This window comes from Litoribaculum gwangyangense, assembly GCF_039543505.1.
Classification (GTDB): Bacteria; Bacteroidota; Bacteroidia; order Flavobacteriales; family Flavobacteriaceae; genus Litoribaculum; species Litoribaculum gwangyangense.
Genome location: NZ_BAABJW010000002.1, coordinates 173,303 through 193,853, shown reverse-complemented (window position 1 = coordinate 193,853; position 20,551 = coordinate 173,303). Strand labels below are relative to the sequence as shown.

Annotated in this window: 14 protein-coding genes; 8 read left to right on the top strand and 6 right to left on the bottom strand. The window is 34.3% G+C overall.

Annotated elements, in window-relative coordinates; genetic code table 11:
* Positions 1 to 84: 84 nt before the first annotated feature.
* Entirely contained in the window at positions 85 to 705 is a 621-nt protein-coding gene (locus ABD963_RS06435) for an L-threonylcarbamoyladenylate synthase (RefSeq protein ID WP_345276132.1), read from the bottom strand.
* A gap of 22 nt (positions 706 to 727) precedes the next feature.
* Positions 728 to 3,058 (bottom strand): ATP-dependent helicase, encoded by a 2,331-nt coding sequence (locus ABD963_RS06430; protein ID WP_345276131.1) that lies wholly within the window; start codon positions 3,056 to 3,058, stop codon positions 728 to 730.
* 138 nt (positions 3,059 to 3,196) lie between these two features.
* Here ABD963_RS06430 and ABD963_RS06425 point away from each other — a divergent pair, with 138 nt between their 5' ends.
* Genes ABD963_RS06425 through ABD963_RS06415 form a run of 3 tightly spaced genes read left to right on the top strand, consistent with a single transcriptional unit; the run spans position 3,197 to position 6,564 of the window.
* A complete protein-coding gene (locus tag ABD963_RS06425; protein ID WP_345276130.1) occupies positions 3,197 to 4,465 on the top strand; it encodes an amidohydrolase in 1,269 nt (422 codons plus the stop codon).
* Between the two features lie 2 nt (positions 4,466 to 4,467).
* Entirely contained in the window at positions 4,468 to 6,030 is a 1,563-nt protein-coding gene (locus ABD963_RS06420) for an FMN-binding glutamate synthase family protein (protein ID WP_345276129.1), read from the top strand.
* 12 nt (positions 6,031 to 6,042) lie between these two features.
* Positions 6,043 to 6,564 (top strand): DUF7935 family protein, encoded by a 522-nt coding sequence (locus tag ABD963_RS06415; RefSeq protein WP_345276128.1) that lies wholly within the window; start codon positions 6,043 to 6,045, stop codon positions 6,562 to 6,564.
* Between the two features lies 1 nt (position 6,565).
* Here ABD963_RS06415 and ABD963_RS06410 read toward each other — a convergent pair whose 3' ends face one another.
* The 3 genes from ABD963_RS06410 to ABD963_RS06400 are packed head-to-tail and all read right to left on the bottom strand — an operon-like array spanning position 6,566 to position 10,443.
* Positions 6,566 to 7,477, bottom strand: a complete 912-nt coding sequence (locus ABD963_RS06410; protein WP_345276127.1) for a patatin-like phospholipase family protein — start codon at positions 7,475 to 7,477, stop codon at positions 6,566 to 6,568.
* Positions 7,478 to 7,480: 3 nt separating this feature from the next.
* The gene (locus tag ABD963_RS06405; protein ID WP_345276126.1) at positions 7,481 to 8,383 is read right to left on the bottom strand and encodes a patatin-like phospholipase family protein; all 903 of its coding nucleotides are present in this window, start codon (positions 8,381 to 8,383) and stop codon (positions 7,481 to 7,483) included.
* Positions 8,383 to 10,443 carry a M1 family metallopeptidase gene (locus ABD963_RS06400; RefSeq protein ID WP_345276125.1) on the bottom strand — a complete coding sequence of 687 codons (2,061 nt, stop codon included), beginning with the start codon at positions 10,441 to 10,443 and terminating at the stop codon, positions 8,383 to 8,385. Before ABD963_RS06400 ends, ABD963_RS06405 begins: the two co-directional genes overlap by 1 nt.
* A gap of 110 nt (positions 10,444 to 10,553) precedes the next feature.
* Between ABD963_RS06400 and recG the strand changes: the two genes are divergently transcribed.
* Positions 10,554 to 12,656 carry an ATP-dependent DNA helicase RecG gene (gene recG, locus ABD963_RS06395; protein ID WP_345276124.1) on the top strand — a complete coding sequence of 701 codons (2,103 nt, stop codon included), beginning with the start codon at positions 10,554 to 10,556 and terminating at the stop codon, positions 12,654 to 12,656.
* A gap of 231 nt (positions 12,657 to 12,887) precedes the next feature.
* Entirely contained in the window at positions 12,888 to 15,053 is a 2,166-nt protein-coding gene (locus tag ABD963_RS06390; protein ID WP_345276123.1) for an endonuclease MutS2, read from the top strand.
* A 73-nt stretch (positions 15,054 to 15,126) separates the two neighbouring features.
* Here the strand turns inward: ABD963_RS06390 and ABD963_RS06385 are convergent, their stop codons facing one another.
* The gene (locus tag ABD963_RS06385) at positions 15,127 to 16,701 is read right to left on the bottom strand and encodes a thiol-activated cytolysin family protein (RefSeq protein ID WP_345276122.1); all 1,575 of its coding nucleotides are present in this window, start codon (positions 16,699 to 16,701) and stop codon (positions 15,127 to 15,129) included.
* A 295-nt stretch (positions 16,702 to 16,996) separates the two neighbouring features.
* Between ABD963_RS06385 and ABD963_RS06380 the strand changes: the two genes are divergently transcribed.
* From ABD963_RS06380 to ABD963_RS06370, 3 genes are all read left to right on the top strand, one after another.
* The gene (locus ABD963_RS06380) at positions 16,997 to 18,871 is read left to right on the top strand and encodes a tetratricopeptide repeat protein (protein ID WP_345276121.1); all 1,875 of its coding nucleotides are present in this window, start codon (positions 16,997 to 16,999) and stop codon (positions 18,869 to 18,871) included.
* 45 nt (positions 18,872 to 18,916) lie between these two features.
* The gene (locus ABD963_RS06375; protein WP_345276120.1) at positions 18,917 to 19,333 is read left to right on the top strand and encodes a thiol-disulfide oxidoreductase DCC family protein; all 417 of its coding nucleotides are present in this window, start codon (positions 18,917 to 18,919) and stop codon (positions 19,331 to 19,333) included.
* Positions 19,334 to 19,469: 136 nt separating this feature from the next.
* Positions 19,470 to 20,543, top strand: a complete 1,074-nt coding sequence (locus ABD963_RS06370) for a toll/interleukin-1 receptor domain-containing protein (protein WP_345276119.1) — start codon at positions 19,470 to 19,472, stop codon at positions 20,541 to 20,543.
* The last annotated feature ends 8 nt before the right edge of the window (positions 20,544 to 20,551 follow it).

The following is a 20,551-nucleotide window of genomic DNA, read 5'->3' as shown; positions in this document are numbered from 1 at the left end:
GCTCTTTGATCAAGCTAACTGCTCTTCAATCCCTGCGTTTTTTGTCAAGGCGCTAAACGAACCTACTAAAAAACAATCTTTACTTTAAAAAATCTCCAAACTCCCTTTACCCTCCCTAACAATCACTGGTTCTTCTTCAGATAAATCAATAACCGTAGAAGGTTCGTTATCTCCATAACCTCCATCAATTACTAAATCCACTAAATTATCCCATTTCTCTAATATCAATTCTGGGTCGGTGGTGTATTCTATGATTTCATCGTCATCACGAATAGAGGTTGATATGATTGGGTTCCCCAACTTTTTAACAATATCCAATGCAATATTATTATTAGGTATTCTTATCCCAACTGTTTTTTTCTTCTTAAACGGATTTGGTAATGATTTGGAACCTGGCAGAATAAACGTGTAAGGGCCAGGAAGCGCCCGTTTTAATATTTTAAAAGTAGTGGTGTTTATTTGCTTAACATAATCGCTTAAATTACTTAAATCATGGCAAACAAACGAAAAATTAGATTTTTCTAAACTGATCTGTTTTATTCTAGCGACACGCTCAAGCGCTTTTAAGTTGGTAATATCGCACCCCAAGCCGTAAACTGTATCTGTTGGGTAAATAATGAGCCCACCATTTTTTAAAACCGTAACCACCTTATCTATTTCCTTAGGATTGGGATTTTCCTCGTATATTCTAACAAATTCAGCCATAAATTTCTAACTAACAACTAATTTACCCTACAACCTCCAATTTCGCAAAACGCAACAAAAGTTTTTTAACACCTCCATGTTGAAAGTTAATTTCTGCCTTAACATCAGCTCCAGACCCTTCTATTTTTAAAACTTCTCCAGTACCAAAACGAATGTGTTTCACCACATTACCAACCACTAATTTACTGTCAAATAAATTGGTGTTTCCATGGGTTTTCGATACGGGTTTTAAGTTTTTTGGTGTAGAAATTTGAAATTTTTCTGGTTCACTTTTTGGGTTACCTTTTTTAAGAACCACCTGTTTAGCAGGTTTATATCGAATTTTATTGGGTTCTACATCACCAAATATATCAGCTGAAAGCATAGGGTTAAATCGGCGTTCTTCTTTGGGAGTTATAATATCTAGGTAGGTATCGTCAATTTCTTCAATAAATCGGCTAGGTTCAGAATCTACTAATTTACCCCAACGATATCTGGATAAAGCATAGGTTAAATACGCTTGCTTTTCTGCTCGCGTTAACGCCACATAAAATAAACGGCGTTCCTCCTCTAGCTCGCTTCGCGTGCCCATACTCATCGCACTTGGGAATAAATCTTCCTCCAACCCTACTATATACACATACGGAAATTCCAAACCTTTTGCTAAATGTATAGTCATTAAAGCCACATGATTGCTATCGCCTTTATCGGCATCTAAATCGGTTGCCAATGCCACATCCTCTAGAAATTCTGCTAAAGAACCTGTGGTATCGGCCAATTCTTTTTGCCCTTCCACAAAATCTTTCATACCATTTAAAAGCTCCTCGATATTTTCCATTCGGGCCACACCTTCAGGCGTGCCGTCATTTTTGAACTCTCTAATCAAACCACTGGTTCGGGTAACGTGTTCTGCTAATTCAAAAACATCGGCTGTTTGGTTGAGAACCTGATAACTTTCAATGAGCGTTACAAAATCTTGTAGCTTTGTTTTGGTACCAGAATTAACGTTGACTTCAGCTTTATCAAGGTGTTTCATCACCTCAAAAATGGTTTTATTATGACCATTGGCGGCTACAATCAATTTATCAACCGTGGTTTGGCCTATACCTCGTGGGGGGAAATTGATAATTCGTTTTAAGGCTTCTTCATCAGCAGGATTAATTATCAAACGTAAATAGGACAAAACATCTTTAATCTCTTTACGCTGATAAAACGATAAACCTCCATAAATTCTGTAAGGAATATCACGTTTTCTTAGGGCATCTTCAATAGAACGCGATTGTGCATTGGTGCGATACAAAATGGCAAAATCACTGTTAGGTAGTTGATTATTCATTTTGTTTTCAAAAATACTATTGGCCACAAAACGCCCTTCATCTGCATCGGTTAACGACCGGTTTACCTTTATTTTTTCACCTTCATCATTGGCTGTCCAAACAATTTTATCGAGTTTGGTTTGGTTTTTATCAATGATGGAGTTTGCGGCATTCACGATATTTTTTGTAGAACGGTAATTTTGCTCCAATCTAAAAACTTTAACATCATCGTAATCCTTCTGAAAATTCAAGATGTTGTTAATGTTAGCACCACGGAAGGCATAAATACTTTGGGCGTCATCACCAACCACGCATATGTTTTGAAACTTATCAGAAAGTGCTCTGACTATCAAGTATTGTGAGTGGTTAGTATCTTGATACTCATCTACCAAAATATACCGAAAACGGTTTTGATATTTCATCAACACATCCGGGAAACGGGTAAGCAACTCATTGGTTTTTAGCAACAAATCATCAAAATCCATGGCACCAGCCTTAAAACAACGTTCTACATATTCCTTATAAATATCTCCCATTCTTGGGCGCCTAGCCATGGTATCAGCTTCAATTAATTCTGGATTTTGAAAATAGGCACGCACCGTAATCAAACTGTTTTTATAAGAGGAAATTCTGGAACGTATTTGCTTGTATTTGTATATATCTTTATCCAGATTCATTTCCTTGATAATGGAAGCAATCAACCTATCGGAATCCTGCGTGTCGTAAATAGTAAAATTACTGGGATACCCTAATTTATCGGCTTCACTTCTTAAAATTCTAGCAAAAACTGAGTGAAACGTTCCCATCCACAAATTTTTTGCCTCACTTGCGCCAACTATAGAAGCAATACGTTCTTTCATTTCACGTGCCGCTTTGTTAGTAAAGGTTAGTGCTAATATATTAAAAGCATCAATTCCTTGGCTCATCATATAGGCTATACGGTAAGTGAGTACTCTGGTTTTTCCCGAACCTGCACCAGCAATTACAATCATAGGGCCTTCAATTTGAACGGTAGGCTCTAATTGTGCGCTATTTAACTGACTTAAATACTTCTCCAATTCATTTTCATTTTAAGATGTGAAAATAACCAATGTTATGCTTTTACGTAAGCGGATTTATTAATAATTATAAACAATTATAACTTGTTTCATGCTTTGGATATTTTTTGAATATATTTAAACTTCAAAATATTTTACATGAAATTTTTTATTTTTCTTTTTTTCTTAGGACTTACAAATCTCTATTCCCAAACGTCTTTAGAACAACAAATCACAGCTATAGAACCAAAAGTTATTGAGTGGCGACGTCATTTTCACCAAAATCCAGAACTATCCAATAGAGAGTTCAAAACTGCTGAAAAAATTGCATTTCACTTAAAGTCACTCGGAATTGAAGTACAAACTGGCGTTGCAAAAACAGGCGTTGTTGGCATTTTAAAAGGTAAAAATCCTGGAAAAGTCATTGCACTTCGTGCCGATATTGATGCACTTCCGGTGACCGAAAGAAACGATTTACCTTTTAAATCGGAAATAACAACTACTTTTTTAAATTCCGAAACTGGTGTGATGCACGCTTGTGGACATGACGCGCACACCGCTATTTTAATGGGAGTAGCAGAAATACTTTCTAGAAACAAACATTTGATTAACGGTACCGTAAAATTTATTTTTCAACCAGCAGAGGAAAGCCCACCTCCTGGTGAAGAAGGTGGCTCCAGATTGATGATTAAAGAAGGTGTTTTAGAAAACCCTAAAGTGGATGCTATTTTCGGGTTACATATCAGATCCAATGTGAATGTTGGCGAAATTCATTATAAACCGGGTGGTGCCATGGCTGCAGTGGAACGCTTTGTTATTCATGTTAAAGGGAAACAAACACATGGTTCTGAACCATGGAATGGCATCGATCCTATATTGATTTCAGCAAAAATCATAGATGGTTTGCAAACCATTATAAGTCGCGAAAGCCAACTAATTAATGAAGCTGCCGTTATTAGTGTAGGTAAAATAACCAGTGGTGTTCGGTTTAATATCATTCCAGAATCTGCTGAAATGATTGGAACCGTTAGAACCTTAGATGCTGATATGAAATCGCATATTCTTAGGCGCATGACTGAAATGACAGAAACCATAGCCAAGGCTTATGGAGGTGTTGCTACCATTTCATTTACCAATGAAACTGCCATTACCTACAACGACCAAGGTTTGGTAGAAAGGATGTTGCCTTCTCTCAAAAAAGTAGCGGGAAACACTCATGTGAAACAAATTAAGGCCGAAACCATTGGCGAAGATTTTTCATATTTTCAAGAATTGGTTCCCGGGTTTTATTTTTATCTGGGTGGAATGACTCCCGGAAACCATGAATCATTCCCCCACCACACTCCAGATTTTAAGATAGATGAAAGTGGTATGCTTTTGGGCGTTAAGGCCTTCACTCAAATTACCTTTGACTTTTTGAATAAATAAAAATGGAAACAGTACTTCAATTTTTATCAAACATTACTTGGTGGGGATGGATTTTAATAGTTTTAGCCCTCGTTGCCATAAGAGATATATTCTTTCAAAAAAAACACACTATAAGTCACAACTACCCTATTGTTGGTCATTTACGCTATTGGCTAGAAAGTATAGGTCCAGAAATGCGTCAATATTTTGTAGCCAACAATAGAGAGGAATTACCCTTTAACCGAATTGAACGCAGTTGGATTTACGCATCGGCTAAAAAGGAAAACAATTATGAAGGTTTTGGTACCGATAGGGATATATATGCGCATCATCATATTTTCATCAATAATGCCATGATTCCCTTTGAATTACCCGAGAACCATCCTAATACTATTGACAAAGCCTTTTTACCTTGTGCTAAAGTTATGGGCGAATTTAATAAACGTAAAAAACCGTATCGTCCAGCATCCATTATTAATGTGTCTGCTATGAGTTTCGGTTCGCTGTCGGCCAAAGCCATAGAGTCTTTAAATAAAGGTGTTAAAATGGCTGACGCTTATCATAACACAGGCGAGGGCGGCTTGTCTCCCTATCACAGCCATGGTGGCGATGTAGTATTTCATTTTGGAACGGGTTATTTTGGTGTGAGAGATAAAGATGGTGGTTTTTCAATGGAAAAAATGATTGAACTTGTTGAAAAAAATCCTTTCATACGAGCCATTGAGATCAAACTTTCCCAGGGTGCGAAACCCGGAAAAGGGGGTGTATTACCGGGAGCTAAAATCAATAAAGAACTTGCCGAAATTAGGGGTGTTGAAGTTGGAAAAGATGTACTCTCACCTCCTAACCATAAAGCGTTTTCTAATGTACCTGAAATGGTTGAGTTTATTGAAAAAATTGCTGAAGCTACGGGACTACCTGTTGGTATTAAGGCAGCCATTGGAAAATTAGAACAATGGGAAGAACTCGCAGACATAATGCTTAAAACCGGTAAGGGTCCTGATTTTATTACAGTTGATGGTGGCGAAGGCGGTACAGGTGCAGCACCTCCAAGTTTTGCAGATCACGTGTCGTTGCCTTGGGTTTATGGCTTCAGTAGTTTATACAAATTATTCCAAAAGAAAGGTTTATCAGATCGTATTGTCTTCATAGGTAGTGGAAAACTCGGTTTTCCAGCAAAAGCAGCTATGGCCTTTGCTATGGGAGCAGATTGTATTAATGTAGCTCGAGAGGCTATGATGAGTATTGGGTGTATTCAAGCACAGGTTTGCCATACCAATCGTTGTCCTACTGGAATCGCAACTCAAAGTAAATGGTTGCAAAATGGTATTGATGTTACCCTTAAATCGGTTCGATTGGCACAGTACTTTAAAACATTTCGAAAAGAACTAATCGAAATTACACATGCTGCGGGGTATGAGCATCCTTGCCAGTTTAAAATGAGTGATGTGGATATCAATGTTGATGACCACAATCTATCCAAGGAGTTGAATAAGACTTATGATTATGAAAAAACGCTGGTACCATTTAAAGGTATGCAAAGCTTAAAAGATTGTTTATATTTGGGTGGTAACAAGAATAATTAATCAATATATTTTATGGACATAAGTCGAATTTTAGATCTGTTTTTATTTTCAATTCCTGCATTAATTACAGGTGTTATTGCCTATTATTTTTTTAGAGAACACACCAAAAATGAAGATGGTCGCAGACGCTTTTTATTAAAAAAGGATATGCAAGTAAATGCTATGCCATTGCGCCTACAAGCTTATGAACGCATGGCCCTATTTTTGGAACGTATATCGCCTTCCAAATTACTTATTAGAATTCAGCCAATAGACTCCAATAAAGAAAGTTATGAATCTTTACTTATACAAAGCATTGAACAAGAGTTTGAGCATAATTTATCACAACAAATCTACATTAGCGATAAGTGCTGGAACATTGTAACAACAGCAAAAAATGCCACTATTCAACTCATAAGAAAAGCTAGTATGCTAGAAAAAACGGACTCTGCCAATAAATTACGGGAAGTGGTTTTAACTGAAATGATGGAACGCAGATCACCAAGTGATGCAGCGCTATCATTTATAAAAGAAGAGGTGTCAGAATTGTGGTAATTTAATCCATCCTAAGTTCGTTTGAACTAGCTTCTTCACATCGCTTCTTAGCATAATAGTAACCTTGTTGCCACCAGGTAGTCATTAATTTTTTATTGAATATTAACGAGTTCTCTGTGAGTTTGGAAGGCGTATAAAACAGGTTAAGCTTTACATCCCTATTCGTGGCAGCTAACTTACCAATAATAATATCACTTCGTTCCACTTGGTCTAATAAATGCCCGAATAAATTAATCATGAGTGAAAACGGGTTTTTACCTAAAACTTTATTATATTCCATATTTTCAGATTCCAAAACCACTGCATCTACCTCTGTAGCCCCTCTTAAAATCGCCTCTCGAATGGGTACTACACAACCCAAACCGCCGTCGGCATATTCAAAACCATTCCGTTTAACTAAAGACATAAAAGGAATGTAATTACAAGAAATCCATATCCAATCACAAAACTCATCATAACTAAAATTCTTAATAGATTTATATTCCACACAGTTTTTAGATAAATTAGAAACTGTAACCACTACATCATCCTTCGTTTCTCGTATTAAATTATATTCTTCATAGGTAAAGTGTTTTCTTATGTGTCGTCGCAAAGCTTTGCTTTCTCCAAAGGTGCGCTTCATTTTAATAAACTGCCAAAGCGTGTTAATAAAATCGATAGAAACAAACTCTCTGTCGCCTTTTTTTCGTATCACAAAAGGATTTACGCTAAATATATTACTTTGGTTAACATTTGTAAAAACGCGATGTATTTTATCAATTTTTCCAGCGGCCAAATGGGGCACTAACAAACTACCTGTTGATGTTCCTAAAAACATGTCGTAATTTCGGCCTTCATCTTTAATTAAATACTCTGCTACACCACCAGCATAGGCACCCTTGCTACCCCCACCCGATATTACTAATGCCCTCATAAATTAATTTTCTAATTGACTGACTTCTTGATTTTTAAATTTAGCAAAATTATATCCGTCTTGCCACCATTTGGTCATTTTATCTTTGTTAAAAATCAATGAATTTGTGGTCAGTACAATAGGTGCATAATAGAAATTTATGATAGCATTATTATGAGAGGCTACATACTTACCAATTTTTATGTTTTGTGATTCAATACGGTCTAACATGAAGCTGAACATGCTGGTTAATAAAGAGAACGGATTTTTTGATGGCATACGATTTAATTGTGTGGTTTCGGTTTGCAATATAATGGCATCAACCTCTGTGGCACCTCTATTTATGGCCTCTTCAATAGGAATCATAGTTCCTAAGCCACCATCGGCATATTCACAACCATTTTTTTTAACCAAGGTCATAAAGGGTGTATAATTACAAGAAACCCAAATCCAATCGCAAAACTCTTCGTAATCAAAATCATTTAAAGATTTATACTCTACTTGATTTAAGGATAAATTGGAAACCGTTACTACAATATCCTTTAAAGATTTTTTTAGCTCTAAAAATTCATCTTCTGTTAATGTTTGTCTAATTAAAGTTCTCAAATTTTGACTCTCTCCAAAGGTTTTGCTCCCCTTAATAAAATTTAAAATAACAGCGAAGTGATTTATAGCTATATTTTGGGTGCCGTGTTTCTCTTTTATTACAAAAGGACAAACATCAAAAATACTGTCATTGTTAACACTGGTGTAAACCGCTTTAATTTTGTCTATTTTATTCAATGCTAAATGAGATACCAGCAAACTCCCTGTTGAAGTTCCTAAAAACAACTGATAGTCGCGTTTTAAATCTTGAATAAGGTATTGTGCTACGCCTCCCGCAAATGCGCCTTTGCTACCACCTCCTGAAATGACCAATGCTTTCATCAATCTTTAGATTTATTAATGACCTCTAGTAAGTTTTTCGCAAACTTTGTAAATTGCCAACTATGATGTGTTGTAGCTTGCTTTAAGTTTTCTTTACAAACATCATTACAAGCTTGTATTTGCGTTAAATATTGAAAGGCATTTTGTCGAACTTCAAAACTATATTTTGAGCTTGTATAATCAGTTAGTTCATCAAAATATTTAGGTCTGTTTTCAATTTCGTAATCATCGGTTAACAACGCTAAAGTCAACCAAAGTATTCTAACATTTTTATCATTGAAACCTTGAATGCCCTTTGTTTTGTTGAGGTATTTTTCTCTATCTTCTGCAAAATTCCTCCACAAATTAAACAAAGCTACCTCCATGGTTATATAAGATTCGTCATTTAAAAGCGTTTCGTAATCGGATTTTAATTCTAGAGGGACTTGGCTTAAAGTTTGGGCGATGGCTTGGCGGACTTTAATATCATCGATTAAAAAAGTAGATTTTGTAATATGAGTTGACCCCAAAGCTTCAATGATTTTTTCTTTGTAAATTGAATTATCTCGTCTCAACAAGATCGTTTTACAAAGCTGCGGAGTTTCATTGCAATCGTATAAAAAGTGTTGATTAATTGAAGATGAATTTAGTTTTAAATTTTTAATCATTTCATCATAAAAAAGAGTTTTGTCTTCCAACCATCGAGCCATAAATTCTCTTAAATCCTTTCCACTGGCTTTTTCTACCTCATTTATAAAATCTTTGGTTTCCACATTTTTAAACTGATGCTTTTCCAAATAAGCCTTTACGGCTTTACTAAAAGCCTTATTACCCACTTTTTCTCTTAAAATATGTAATACCCAAGCGCCCTTTTTGTAAAAGGTTGCGCTACTCGATTGTGGATCTAGCAAGGATGTACTTAATCCAGCTTTTTCTTGCCCCCATAATTCTTGGGCATATTCATATAACCGCCAATAATAATAATCGTCTCCAAAAATATTTCGCTCTGCTAAGAGTGCATAATACGTTGCAAAACCTTCTTGTAGCCAATGGTGTTTTCCTGAAGTTTCGGTTACCAAATTACCAAACCATTGGTGCGCCAATTCATGTGCATTTACGTTTACATAATTTTTATCTACAAAGGCTATAGAATCAATTACAAAACTATCCGCAAAAATAGTAGCACTCGTATTTTCCATTCCAGCATACAAAAAGTCTTTTACAGGTACTTGCTTATAGTTTTGCCATGGATAAGGCACCCCTATTTCTTCCTCTAAAAAATCGAATATTTGTTTTGTGTAACGGTATGTTGGCTCAATTTTTAAAGAATCTTCGGGATAATAATACATTTCCAAAGGAATGCCGTTATCCGAATATTCTACCTTTTTATCATACTTCCCAATAGCCAAAGCCACCAAATAACTGCTCATAGGTTGTTGCATATTGTAATGCCAGGTTATTGTGGAGTCGTTGATTTGTTTATTGGTCAATTTTCCATTGGCAATCACTTCATATTCATTATCAAAAGTAATGGATAAATCAAATTCAATCTTTTCATTCATATCATCAACACTAGGCAACCAATTACTCGTGTATTTTCCTTGGCCTTGAGTCCATATTTGCACTGATTGTGTCCAAGAATTCTTCTCAATACGATTCATTTTTAATGAATCACTCGAAGTGACATTTACTTCATTTGTCACACTGAGCGCAGTCGAAGTGTCCCAATCTATAAAATACATAGCCTTTTTAGGACTTGTTTTAAATGTAATATCCAACTTGTGTGTGGTATTTGGTTTAAATGGGTATTTTACAATAAGTTGTTTACCGTTGTATAAACTATCCATAAATGTCCCATCTAAAGTAGATGATATGTTTTGAAAATTATTGGCATCGAAGTAAATTGAGTCGGTATCTTTTAGAATTTTAAACTCGTAAGTAATACTTCCTGAGACTTCTTTTTTCTTTAAATCACCAAAAGCAATTTCGGCTTTGGCTTTTTTGAAATCAACATATTCAGTCTGTTGGGAAAACCCAAAAAAGGAGATAAAAAAATAGAAAAAAGCTATGAAACACTTCATTTTAATAGAATAACAAGCATTAGACCAAAATACGATTTTTAACATGAACTGGAAAAGTAAAAAGTGTAATAACATTCACACTTTCGTAGGAATTAATTAAATTCGCCTTTATGTCTGTTAACCTTCAAACTCCCATAGATTATCTAAAAGGCGTGGGGCCCAATCGGGCCGATTTATTGCGCAAGGAGTTGGGTATTTACTCGTATCAGGATTTAATTAATTTATTTCCAAATAGATATATTGATAGAACACAGTATTACAAAATAAACCAATTACAGCAAAATAATGCTGATATTCAGGTAATTGGGAAAATAATCGAATTTAAGGAGGTGGCCCAAAAACAAGGGAGACGCTTGGTTGCCACCTATCAAGACGAAACAGGTACTATGGAATTGGTTTGGTTTCGTGGGCATAAATGGATTCGAGAGAACCTAAAACTCAATAAACCCTATGTCGCATTTGGTAAAACCAATTGGTTTAGTGGAAAATACAGCATGCCTCATCCAGAATTAGAATTACTCGAAGAACACGAAAAAAATATTCGTTCTGCCATGCAACCTATATATCCTTCTACGGAGAAATTATCAAATAAGGGTATTTCAAATCGGGTGATTAGTAAAATCATGCAACAATTATTTATTGAGACCAAAGGAAAATTCAGTGAAACACTCTCTGATTCTCTACTTTTGGAGTTAAAATTAATCAGTAAAAAAGAAGCCCTTTTTAACATCCATTTCCCAAAAAGTCAAGAGCTCCTTTCCAAGGCCCAATTTCGGTTAAAATTTGAAGAGTTGTTTTATATCCAATTGCAATTAATCATCAAAAATTTAATTCATAAATCAAAGATCAAAGGGTTTCCTTTTGAACATGTTGGAAATTATTTTAATACCTTTTTCAATGAACATTTACCCTTCGAATTAACCAACGCCCAAAAGCGGGTTTTAAAGGAAATTAGAGCCGATTTGGGAAGTAATGCCCAAATGAATCGATTATTAAAAGGTGATGTAGGCTCAGGTAAGACCATAGTAGCGTTCATGTCAATGTTAATGGCACTTGACAACGGTTTTCAAGCATGTTTAATGGCACCGACTGAAATTTTGTCAGTCCAACACTTTAATGGATTACTTGAAATGTGTAATAAACTGAATATCAGTATTTCAATATTAACTGGTTCAAGTAAAACTTCAGAAAGAAAAAAAATTCATGAATCGCTAGAAAATGGCGATTTACAAATCTTAATTGGCACCCACGCCCTTCTCGAAGACAAGGTGAAATTTAAAAATTTAGGGCTCGCCATTATAGATGAGCAACACCGTTTTGGTGTAGCTCAACGTAGTAAATTATGGCATAAAAACACATCACCTCCACACGTATTAATTATGACTGCTACACCAATTCCTAGAACTTTGGCTATGTCCGTTTATGGGGATTTGGATATTTCCATAATTGACGAATTACCACCTGGTAGAAAACAGGTGAAAACGGTTCATCGGTATGATAAAAACAGATTGAAAGTATTCCGTTTTATTCGTGATGAAATAAAAAAAGGCCGTCAAGTGTATATTGTTTATCCGCTCATTCAAGAAAGTGAAGCTTTAGATTATAAAGATTTGATGGATGGCTACGAAAGTATTGCGAGGGATTTTCCGATGCCCGAATATCAAATATCAATCGTTCATGGAAAAATGAAACCCGCAGATAAAGACTTTGAAATGCAACGCTTCATAAAAGGTGAAACCCAAATTATGGTAGCCACAACAGTGATAGAAGTAGGCGTAAATGTTCCCAATGCTACAGTCATGATTATTGAAAGTGCAGAACGCTTTGGGCTATCACAACTCCATCAATTACGTGGTCGTGTAGGCAGGGGCGCAGAGCAGAGCTACTGTATTTTAATGACTAGCCATAAATTGAGTAACGACAGCAAAACAAGATTGGAAACTATGGTACGTACCAATGATGGTTTTGAAATAGCGGAAGTGGACTTGCGATTGAGGGGCCCAGGAGACATTATGGGAACTCAGCAAAGCGGAGTTTTGAATTTAAAGATTGCTGATATTATCAAGGATAATGCTATTTTACAAAGTGCGCGTTATTACGCAAAAAAAATACTTCAAAATGACCAGAGTCTTTCTTCAAAGGAAAATGAAGTGATTTTAAATACCTACAAACAGCTCACGAAGTATAAAAATATCTGGAATTATATTAGTTAAAAAGCCCAATCAAATACATGATTGAGCTTGATAAAACTGTTGAAGTTTGATTGATGTTTGTTGATTTCAATTCAAATTTACTTTTAAAGTTAATCGGCTGCTGTTAGCATAATGTTAAACAATACCCGTAAACTGTTAATTAACTATTCATTAAGAAGACTTTAAAGGTGCAAAACATATAAAGTATAATGTTTAACTTTGCATTTGCTAGACTTATATGCTATAAAAAGAATGATTCATATTCACGAAAAAACTTTGCAGGACTTAGAGTTTCAAACGGTTTTAAAACAAGTTAGTGAGCTTTGTGTAACACCTTTGGGGCATGAAAAGGCCCTAGAGATTTCTCCTTATAAAACCAAGGAAGACTTAACACTGGCCTTACAATTAACTAACGAATATCTGTCCTCATTTTACAATGATAATAGAATTCCAAACCATGGATTTGATACCATTACCAACGAGTTAAAGCTTCTGCGAATTGAAAACACGTATTTAGAAGTTCACGGTTTAAAAAAAATAGTCTCTATTTCAATTACCGTGAACACCATTGTTACCTATTTAAAAAAATTTGAAGAGTATTATCCAAACCTCCATGAATTCGCTTCACACATTGAAGTCACTAAAGTCATAATCGAAAAAATTGATGGTATCGTAGACCGTTTTGGTGATATCAAAGACAACGCCTCTTCCTTGTTATTTGATTTAAGACAATCTATAAACAAAATAAAGGGCAAAATTAATTCTAGTTTTTCATCTGCTTTAAATATGTACCACAATCTTGAATATTTGGATGATATTCGAGAATCGGTGGTTGATAACAAACGTGTTTTAGCTGTAAAAGCCATGTACAGACGTAAAGTAAAAGGGGCTATTATGGGAGGTAGTAAAACGGGCAGCATTGTGTATATCGAGCCCGAAACTACGTTGCAGTATTCCAGAGAACTTAATAATTTGGAATATGAGGAACAGGAAGAAGTTATTAGGATTTTAAAAGACGTAACCGATTATATTCGTCCGTTTTTAACACTTTTACAGGATTATCAAAACTTTTTAATTGATTTGGACGTCATTTCCGCGAAAGCTAAATACGCCAAATCCATGAATGCCATTCTTCCAGAATTTTCGGAAGACAGAAGTATGTTTCTTCGTGATGCGTATCACCCACTCCTCTATTTAAATAATTTAGAAAAGAAGGAAAAAACCTTTCCGCAGACTATTGAATTAAAAGAAGACAGTAGAATCATTGTTATTTCAGGACCTAATGCTGGCGGAAAAAGTATCACTCTAAAAACAGTTGGTTTGTTACAGGTGATGTTGCAAAGTGGCCTGTTAATTCCGGTTCACGAACGTAGTAAAGCGTGCTTGTTTGATAGAATTTTAAGCGATATTGGCGATAATCAATCTATCGAAAATCATTTGAGTACATACAGCTACCGTTTAAAGCAAATGAATTATTTCTTGAAGAAATGCAATAAGAATACGCTTTTTTTAATTGATGAATTTGGAACAGGTAGCGACCCTGAACTTGGAGGCGCATTAGCTGAAACCTTTTTAGAAGAGTTTTACCATCGGGAAGCTTTTGGAATCATTACCACACATTATTCCAATCTCAAAATTTTGGCCAACGAACTACCCTACATGCTAAATGCCAACATGCTTTTTGATGAAAAAACACTGGAACCACTTTTCAAATTGGTTATTGGTCAAGCAGGCAGTAGTTTTACCTTTGAAGTCGCACAAAAAAATGGGATTCCTTTCAGTTTAATAAACCGCGCAAAAAAGAAGATTGAACGTAGTAAAGTTAGGTTTGACGCCACGATTGCCAAACTCCAAAAAGAACGTTCTAAATTGGAAAAAACAGGACTATCGCTAAAGCTGAACGAAAAGAAAAAAATTGAAGAGGCTGATAAACTAGAAGAAATCAATGCTAAAATCCAGAAGAAGTTGGAAAGCTATCAAGAATTGTATGATAGCAACCAGCGACTGATTTACTTAGGACAAAAAGTAAATGATGTTGCAGAAAAGTATTTTGAAAACAAACAAAAACGCGAGTTGATGGGCGAACTTTTTAAACTCGTTCAAATAGAAAACTCCAAACGCCAAAAGGTTTCTGTCAAAGAGAAAAAAGCTATAAAAGCTAAAGAAGAACAGATTAAAAAAGAAGCCGAAAAGAAAGTTGAGGTTATCCGAAAGAAGAAAAAAGCCGAAAAAGAAAAAGCTATAGAGCAGCCTAAACCCAAACCTGTTTTAAAACTTGGAGATCGCGTGCGCATGTTTGACGGACGCGCTATTGGCAGTATTGACAAAATTGAAAAAAATAAAGCGGTGGTTAATTACGGTGTTTTTACCACCAATGTTAGTTTAGAACAACTGGAGTTGGTAGAGGCCAAAAAATAACAGCCAACACCAAGTTGTTGAATCTACAACTTTAGGTGCCGACTGTTTTCTTTAATAATAATATCTTTAGCTATTAATAAATACGCCAAACATAAAAGTAGGTTCGCATTTCGTTTGTGTCGTTCTTTAAGATTATTCGTGTATAAGGCTCTTTAGCATTTTGAACATTTTTTAGCAGTATTTTTTCGGTTCCATTTCCAAAATATAACGGGGTAAAAGAACCATTAGCTTCATAAAAGGATGAATATAACTCAATGTAATCCGTTTCTAAATTGGGTTTGTATAATTCGACTTCAGCACTTGAATTAGCTGTTTGGATTTCAAAAAAAGTACCCTCATTAATATTCATAGATGGATTAGCACCTTGGTGCCACTTGATTTCTTTCTTTACATTTCCTCCTTGATAAACCCTTATTCGCATATCTCCATAAATCTCTAAATTTCTCTCGCGAACAACATTCCAAGCATTGAAACCATAAAGCTGAATACCAAACTTTTGATACGCTTGATAACAGGTTCTAATATTGTACTCGCTTGATAAAACAACATTAGCAATAGGGAATCCTTTTCTAATATAACGTAGTGTATAACCCAAAGGTGCCCCAGGTGAATTTGCAGAGTACTCACCCCCTTGGGTTATATAATTATAAACGCCTTCTGGCCCACTAACAACTTGAGCTGCGTCACTCGAGTTACCACCAATAACCAAAGCTTTTACCGTAGAACTACTCCAAAAACTCTGGTGCTCACCTTGCCCATCTACCTCTCCACCACTAAAAGCAGCATTAAAAGCAGCTTGGGTATCTGTAAATTCAGCATTTGTTTCTACAGTATATAAAAGCATTCGTCCATATTTAACCGATGATACTATAACAGGACTTGTAGCGTCTAAATTTGGTTCTTGAGTAAAGAGTTTCCCTGGATTCTCGCTGTCCTCGATAGCTAAATCAATGGTATAATATACCTGCAGATATTTAATAACATATTTATATTTTTTTTGTGAGTTATTAAAGTTAAAAGAACCTGAAACACTGTTTTTTCCTTTAGTATAGCTAGCACCCAAAGCAATATTTAAATGCTCTTCTGAATAGACTTCTTCAGTAGTGAAATTAACTTTAGCTGATGCCGAACCCGTGACACCCTGTTGCAACATATCTTTAACCCCTTCTCTAACGGTATTAATATTAGGATTATTAATTACCGTAGAAGGCTTACCGTTTAAGTTTTCTAGTGATACTGATAAGGTTATGGGCGCTCTACCACCAGTAATGCCAATATATTCTCCAGTTGGTATAGATTCTCCTCTTAACATGGCTCCAGGGTAAATAACATCACTTGTTGGGTCTAGCAATATCATTTCGCTAAAACCGGGTGCCATTTTATATTTTTTAACAACACATTCGTCCGTTTGTCCTTCACGCTCTGGTTCGCTTTCCTCTAAAAGTTGTTCGCCAGACACTTCTGGTTGACTAAAGTTTGAGAGAGTTGCTAAAAAATTATTAATCTCATTTAATTTATCTCCAGATACTGGAGCTTCTTCTCCTCCATCATCTGTACTTTCTGTACTACAACTTAAAAAAGTAAATAGTATTAAACATAAGATGACACCTAACTTACTAGGCTTGATTGTTAATAGCTGTGTTTTCATAATTTCTAAATTTTGTGATTCAACACTTCAAAACTAGACATGAAAAACACTGAAAACTAATTTTTGGTATGGACAAAGTATGGACAACCATTATAAAACATACATGGACATAGGTGTAATTTTAAATTTTCATTCAAAATTCAAATTATTGATTTTCAAATATTTAAATTTAAAAAAGAGATAAATTAATAGTATTTGTAATGGACAATATATGGACAGCTATCTATTTTCCTATTTGTTAATACTAAATAAAAACAGATGAATTAATTAACTTTATACCATTAAATTAATACTCATGAAGCGATTCTTACCTCTTATTTTCATCTTATTAGTAAATCAGTATTTGTTTTCACAGAGTAAACTTAATATAGATAGCCTCTTAACGGTTTACAAAAATCAAACCTTGGACACTATTAAAATCAGAACTGTTAATCATATAATTAATTATTATATGTATAGATCTCAAGCTGAAACTAAAAAATACGCATTTGAGCAACTTAATATGTCAAAGAAAATAGATTATAAATCAGGATTGGCCTTGGCGAATTACCATTTAGGAAACTTATATCATAACATATCTCAATTAGATTCAGCAAAATATTACTACGAGAAAAGTTTGTTTTTAGGAAATCAATTACATAACCATATTTATATATCACAAGCATACAGAGGTTTGGCAATTATTGAATTTGACAAGGGAAATTTACAAAAAGCCGATAGTATTAATAATATGGATTTAGAAAATGCGATAAAATTTAAAGATTCTATGGGAATGGGACTTGCCTATGATTTTAAGGGAACCATAAACCAAAATATGAGCTATTATAACATAGCACTAACTAATGTTCAAAAGGGATTGAAAATTTTTGAGAAATTAAAAGACTCCATAAGAATTGCTGATACTTATAACCATTTGGGAACCTTAGAGTATAACATAGAAAACTTAGAAAAGGCGATACAATACAATGAAATAGCGCTTAAAATTTATCAGGATTATAAGGATGTAGGCTACGAAGCTCAAGTTTTAAATGATATTGGTATTTATTATATGAAATTGAAAAATTATGATAAATCCCTTGATTACTTATTAAAAAGTTTAGAAAAAACTAGACAATCACAATTTAAGGGAATCGAGACAGCTGCTTTAAATAATCTGGGTAATCTCTATTTTTTAAAAGGTGACTTAAATAATGCTATTAAATATTTAAATCAATCTATTACTTTAGGAAAATCCATTAATGCCAAGCGTCGCTTAGCAGTTGCAGAAAATAAATTAGCTGAAGTTTATATAAGTAATAATGATTTAGAAAATGCGCTTAAAAATGCCATGAGTGCCAAAAAATATTCCGAAGACAATAATAGCCTTTCTATTAATATGAATTCTACATCTCATTTAAGTAATATATATGAAAAAAAAGGAGACTTAAAATTAGCATTGAAATATCAACGAGAGTTTAAAAAATTAAATGATTCCATAATAAATAAGGACAAGATTAATAAAATCCAAGAGCTTAGAATTCAATTTGATACCGAAAAAAAAGAAGCAGAAATCGCCTTGCAACATGAAGAAATAAAATCATTAAACATTCAAGCCAAAAACGACCAACTCACCAAAACCCTTTATGGTATTGGCATGTTCTCATTTCTCACCATTGCTGGTCTGCTCTATTTCGGGTTTAAACAACGCATGAAAAAAAATAAAATGGAACGTGAAAAACAAGAGGAAATTTATAAACAGGAAATTGAGTTCAAAAAGAAAGAACTAGCATCGCAAACCTTGCATTTGGTTCAGAAAAACACGTTTATACAAGAGTTAAAGGATAATCTTGAAAAAATAAAACAATCGCCCGAATTATTTAAAGTGGAATTTAGGCGGTTGGTTATGTTGCTTAAAAAAGAAAGTGCCGAGGATAAAGATTGGGAAGTTTTTAAATCTTACTTCACAGAGGTACATAATAATTTTGACAACAAGATTAAAGAAATTAATGCCGACATTAGCGAAAAGGAAATACGTTTAGCATCCTTCCTGCGTATGAACCTCTCTACCAAAGAAATTGCCTCCATGCTTAATGTATTGCCCGATAGCATTTTAAAGAGTAAATACCGTTTAAAAAAGAAACTTAAACTAGGCAAAGATGTAGATTTAACCCAGTACCTAAATACACTATAAGTACTTATCTTTGTATAAAATTAGAGTAATACGCTTAAAGTGAGTATGATTGATTTACCAAAACATAAAAAACTTATTTTGTTTGATGGGGTTTGTAACTTATGTAATAGCTCTGTACAATACGTTATAAAACATGATAAAAAAGATGTATTCCTTTTTGCGGCTTTGCAAAGTGATATAGGAAAACAACTTATAGATGCTTATAACATCGATACCAAAAAAACCGATTCCATCCTACTCTACACCCCAGAACAAGGCTTAGATTACAAAAGTACGGCAGCCTTAAAAATTGCTTACCATTTAGGCTTTCCAAACCATGTATTGTGCGTGTTTTTTATAGTGCCTCCATTTATACGCAATCGAGTGTATGATTATATTGCCAAAAATCGCTATAAATGGTATGGCAAAAAAGAGGCTTGTATGATACCCACACCTGAATTAAAAAGCAAGTTTTTAGAATAATGCTTTTGTTCACAACTGCTTAAAACTAAGTAGAACTACGTATTGTTTGTTTAGTAGGAAAATTCTAACTTCGCTTATCGTTTGATATAAGTCATTAAAACGACCTCATATCATTACATTGCCAGTAATTTGAGAAATGAATCCAACAGATAGAATACAAACCATTACAAACATAGCCTTACATCTACAGGCGGAATACAATACTACTGGAATCAATATGCTTCTAAGCGGATATAAAATACCTACTGAAAATGTATCAATTGTAAATAGTAAGCGAGTTTACGTAATTGACTTGTTGAAATCTCAATCGAATGAATTGATTATTCAAATTGCAAGTGACCTAGGACTTGAGGTTCCTGAACAAATCGAAATGCAGATAAAAAAAGAAAAAACCAAAGAATTAGGAGACCAAAAAATCTTTATTAGTCATTCAAGTTTAGATATTAAAATAGTTGAAAAAGTAATTGATATTCTTGAAGCTATTGGTGTTCCAAGTAATAAAATATTTTGTTCATCTTTTGAAGGTTATGGAGTAAAATTAGGCTCGGACTTTTTAGAGGTAATAAAAAAAGAATTAGATAGTAATGTTCTCGTAATATTTATATTATCATCGAATTTTTATTCAAGTGTTGTGAGTCTTTGTGAAATGGGAGCTACTTGGGTAAAAACGAACAGTCACATTCCGATATTAATTCCACCTTTTGAGTACGATGAAATTAAAGGTGTTATTCCTACAACACACGGAATGAAAATTAACGAAAAAGATAAATTAAACAGCTTGAGAGATATTGTTACTGACTTTATTGGTCTTGAACCTCTGAATACATCAGTTTGGGAAAGGAGAAGGGACAACGTACTAAAAGAAGTAAAAAAAATACTTGACAGAGGAGTCCCAGAAACTAAGGAAAAAACTAATCCACAACAAAGCGGAGAAATAATTTCAGACAATTATTACGAAAGTCAAGACGAAAAAATAAAAAGACTGAGTAAAAAAGAATGGCCGAATGATTTTGAAATGCAGTTAGATTACATTCAACGACAAAGAAAGGCAATCGATAAGCTAATAAACCATAATCCGATTGACATTCAAAAAGAAATTTTTAAAGGCATAAGAAATAATGGAAGAGCTGAATGGCCAGATGATTTCGAAATGCAATTAGACTTTGAACAGAGACAAGTGGAAAGTCTTAGAAGATTAAAAGAAATATAAAAATAACT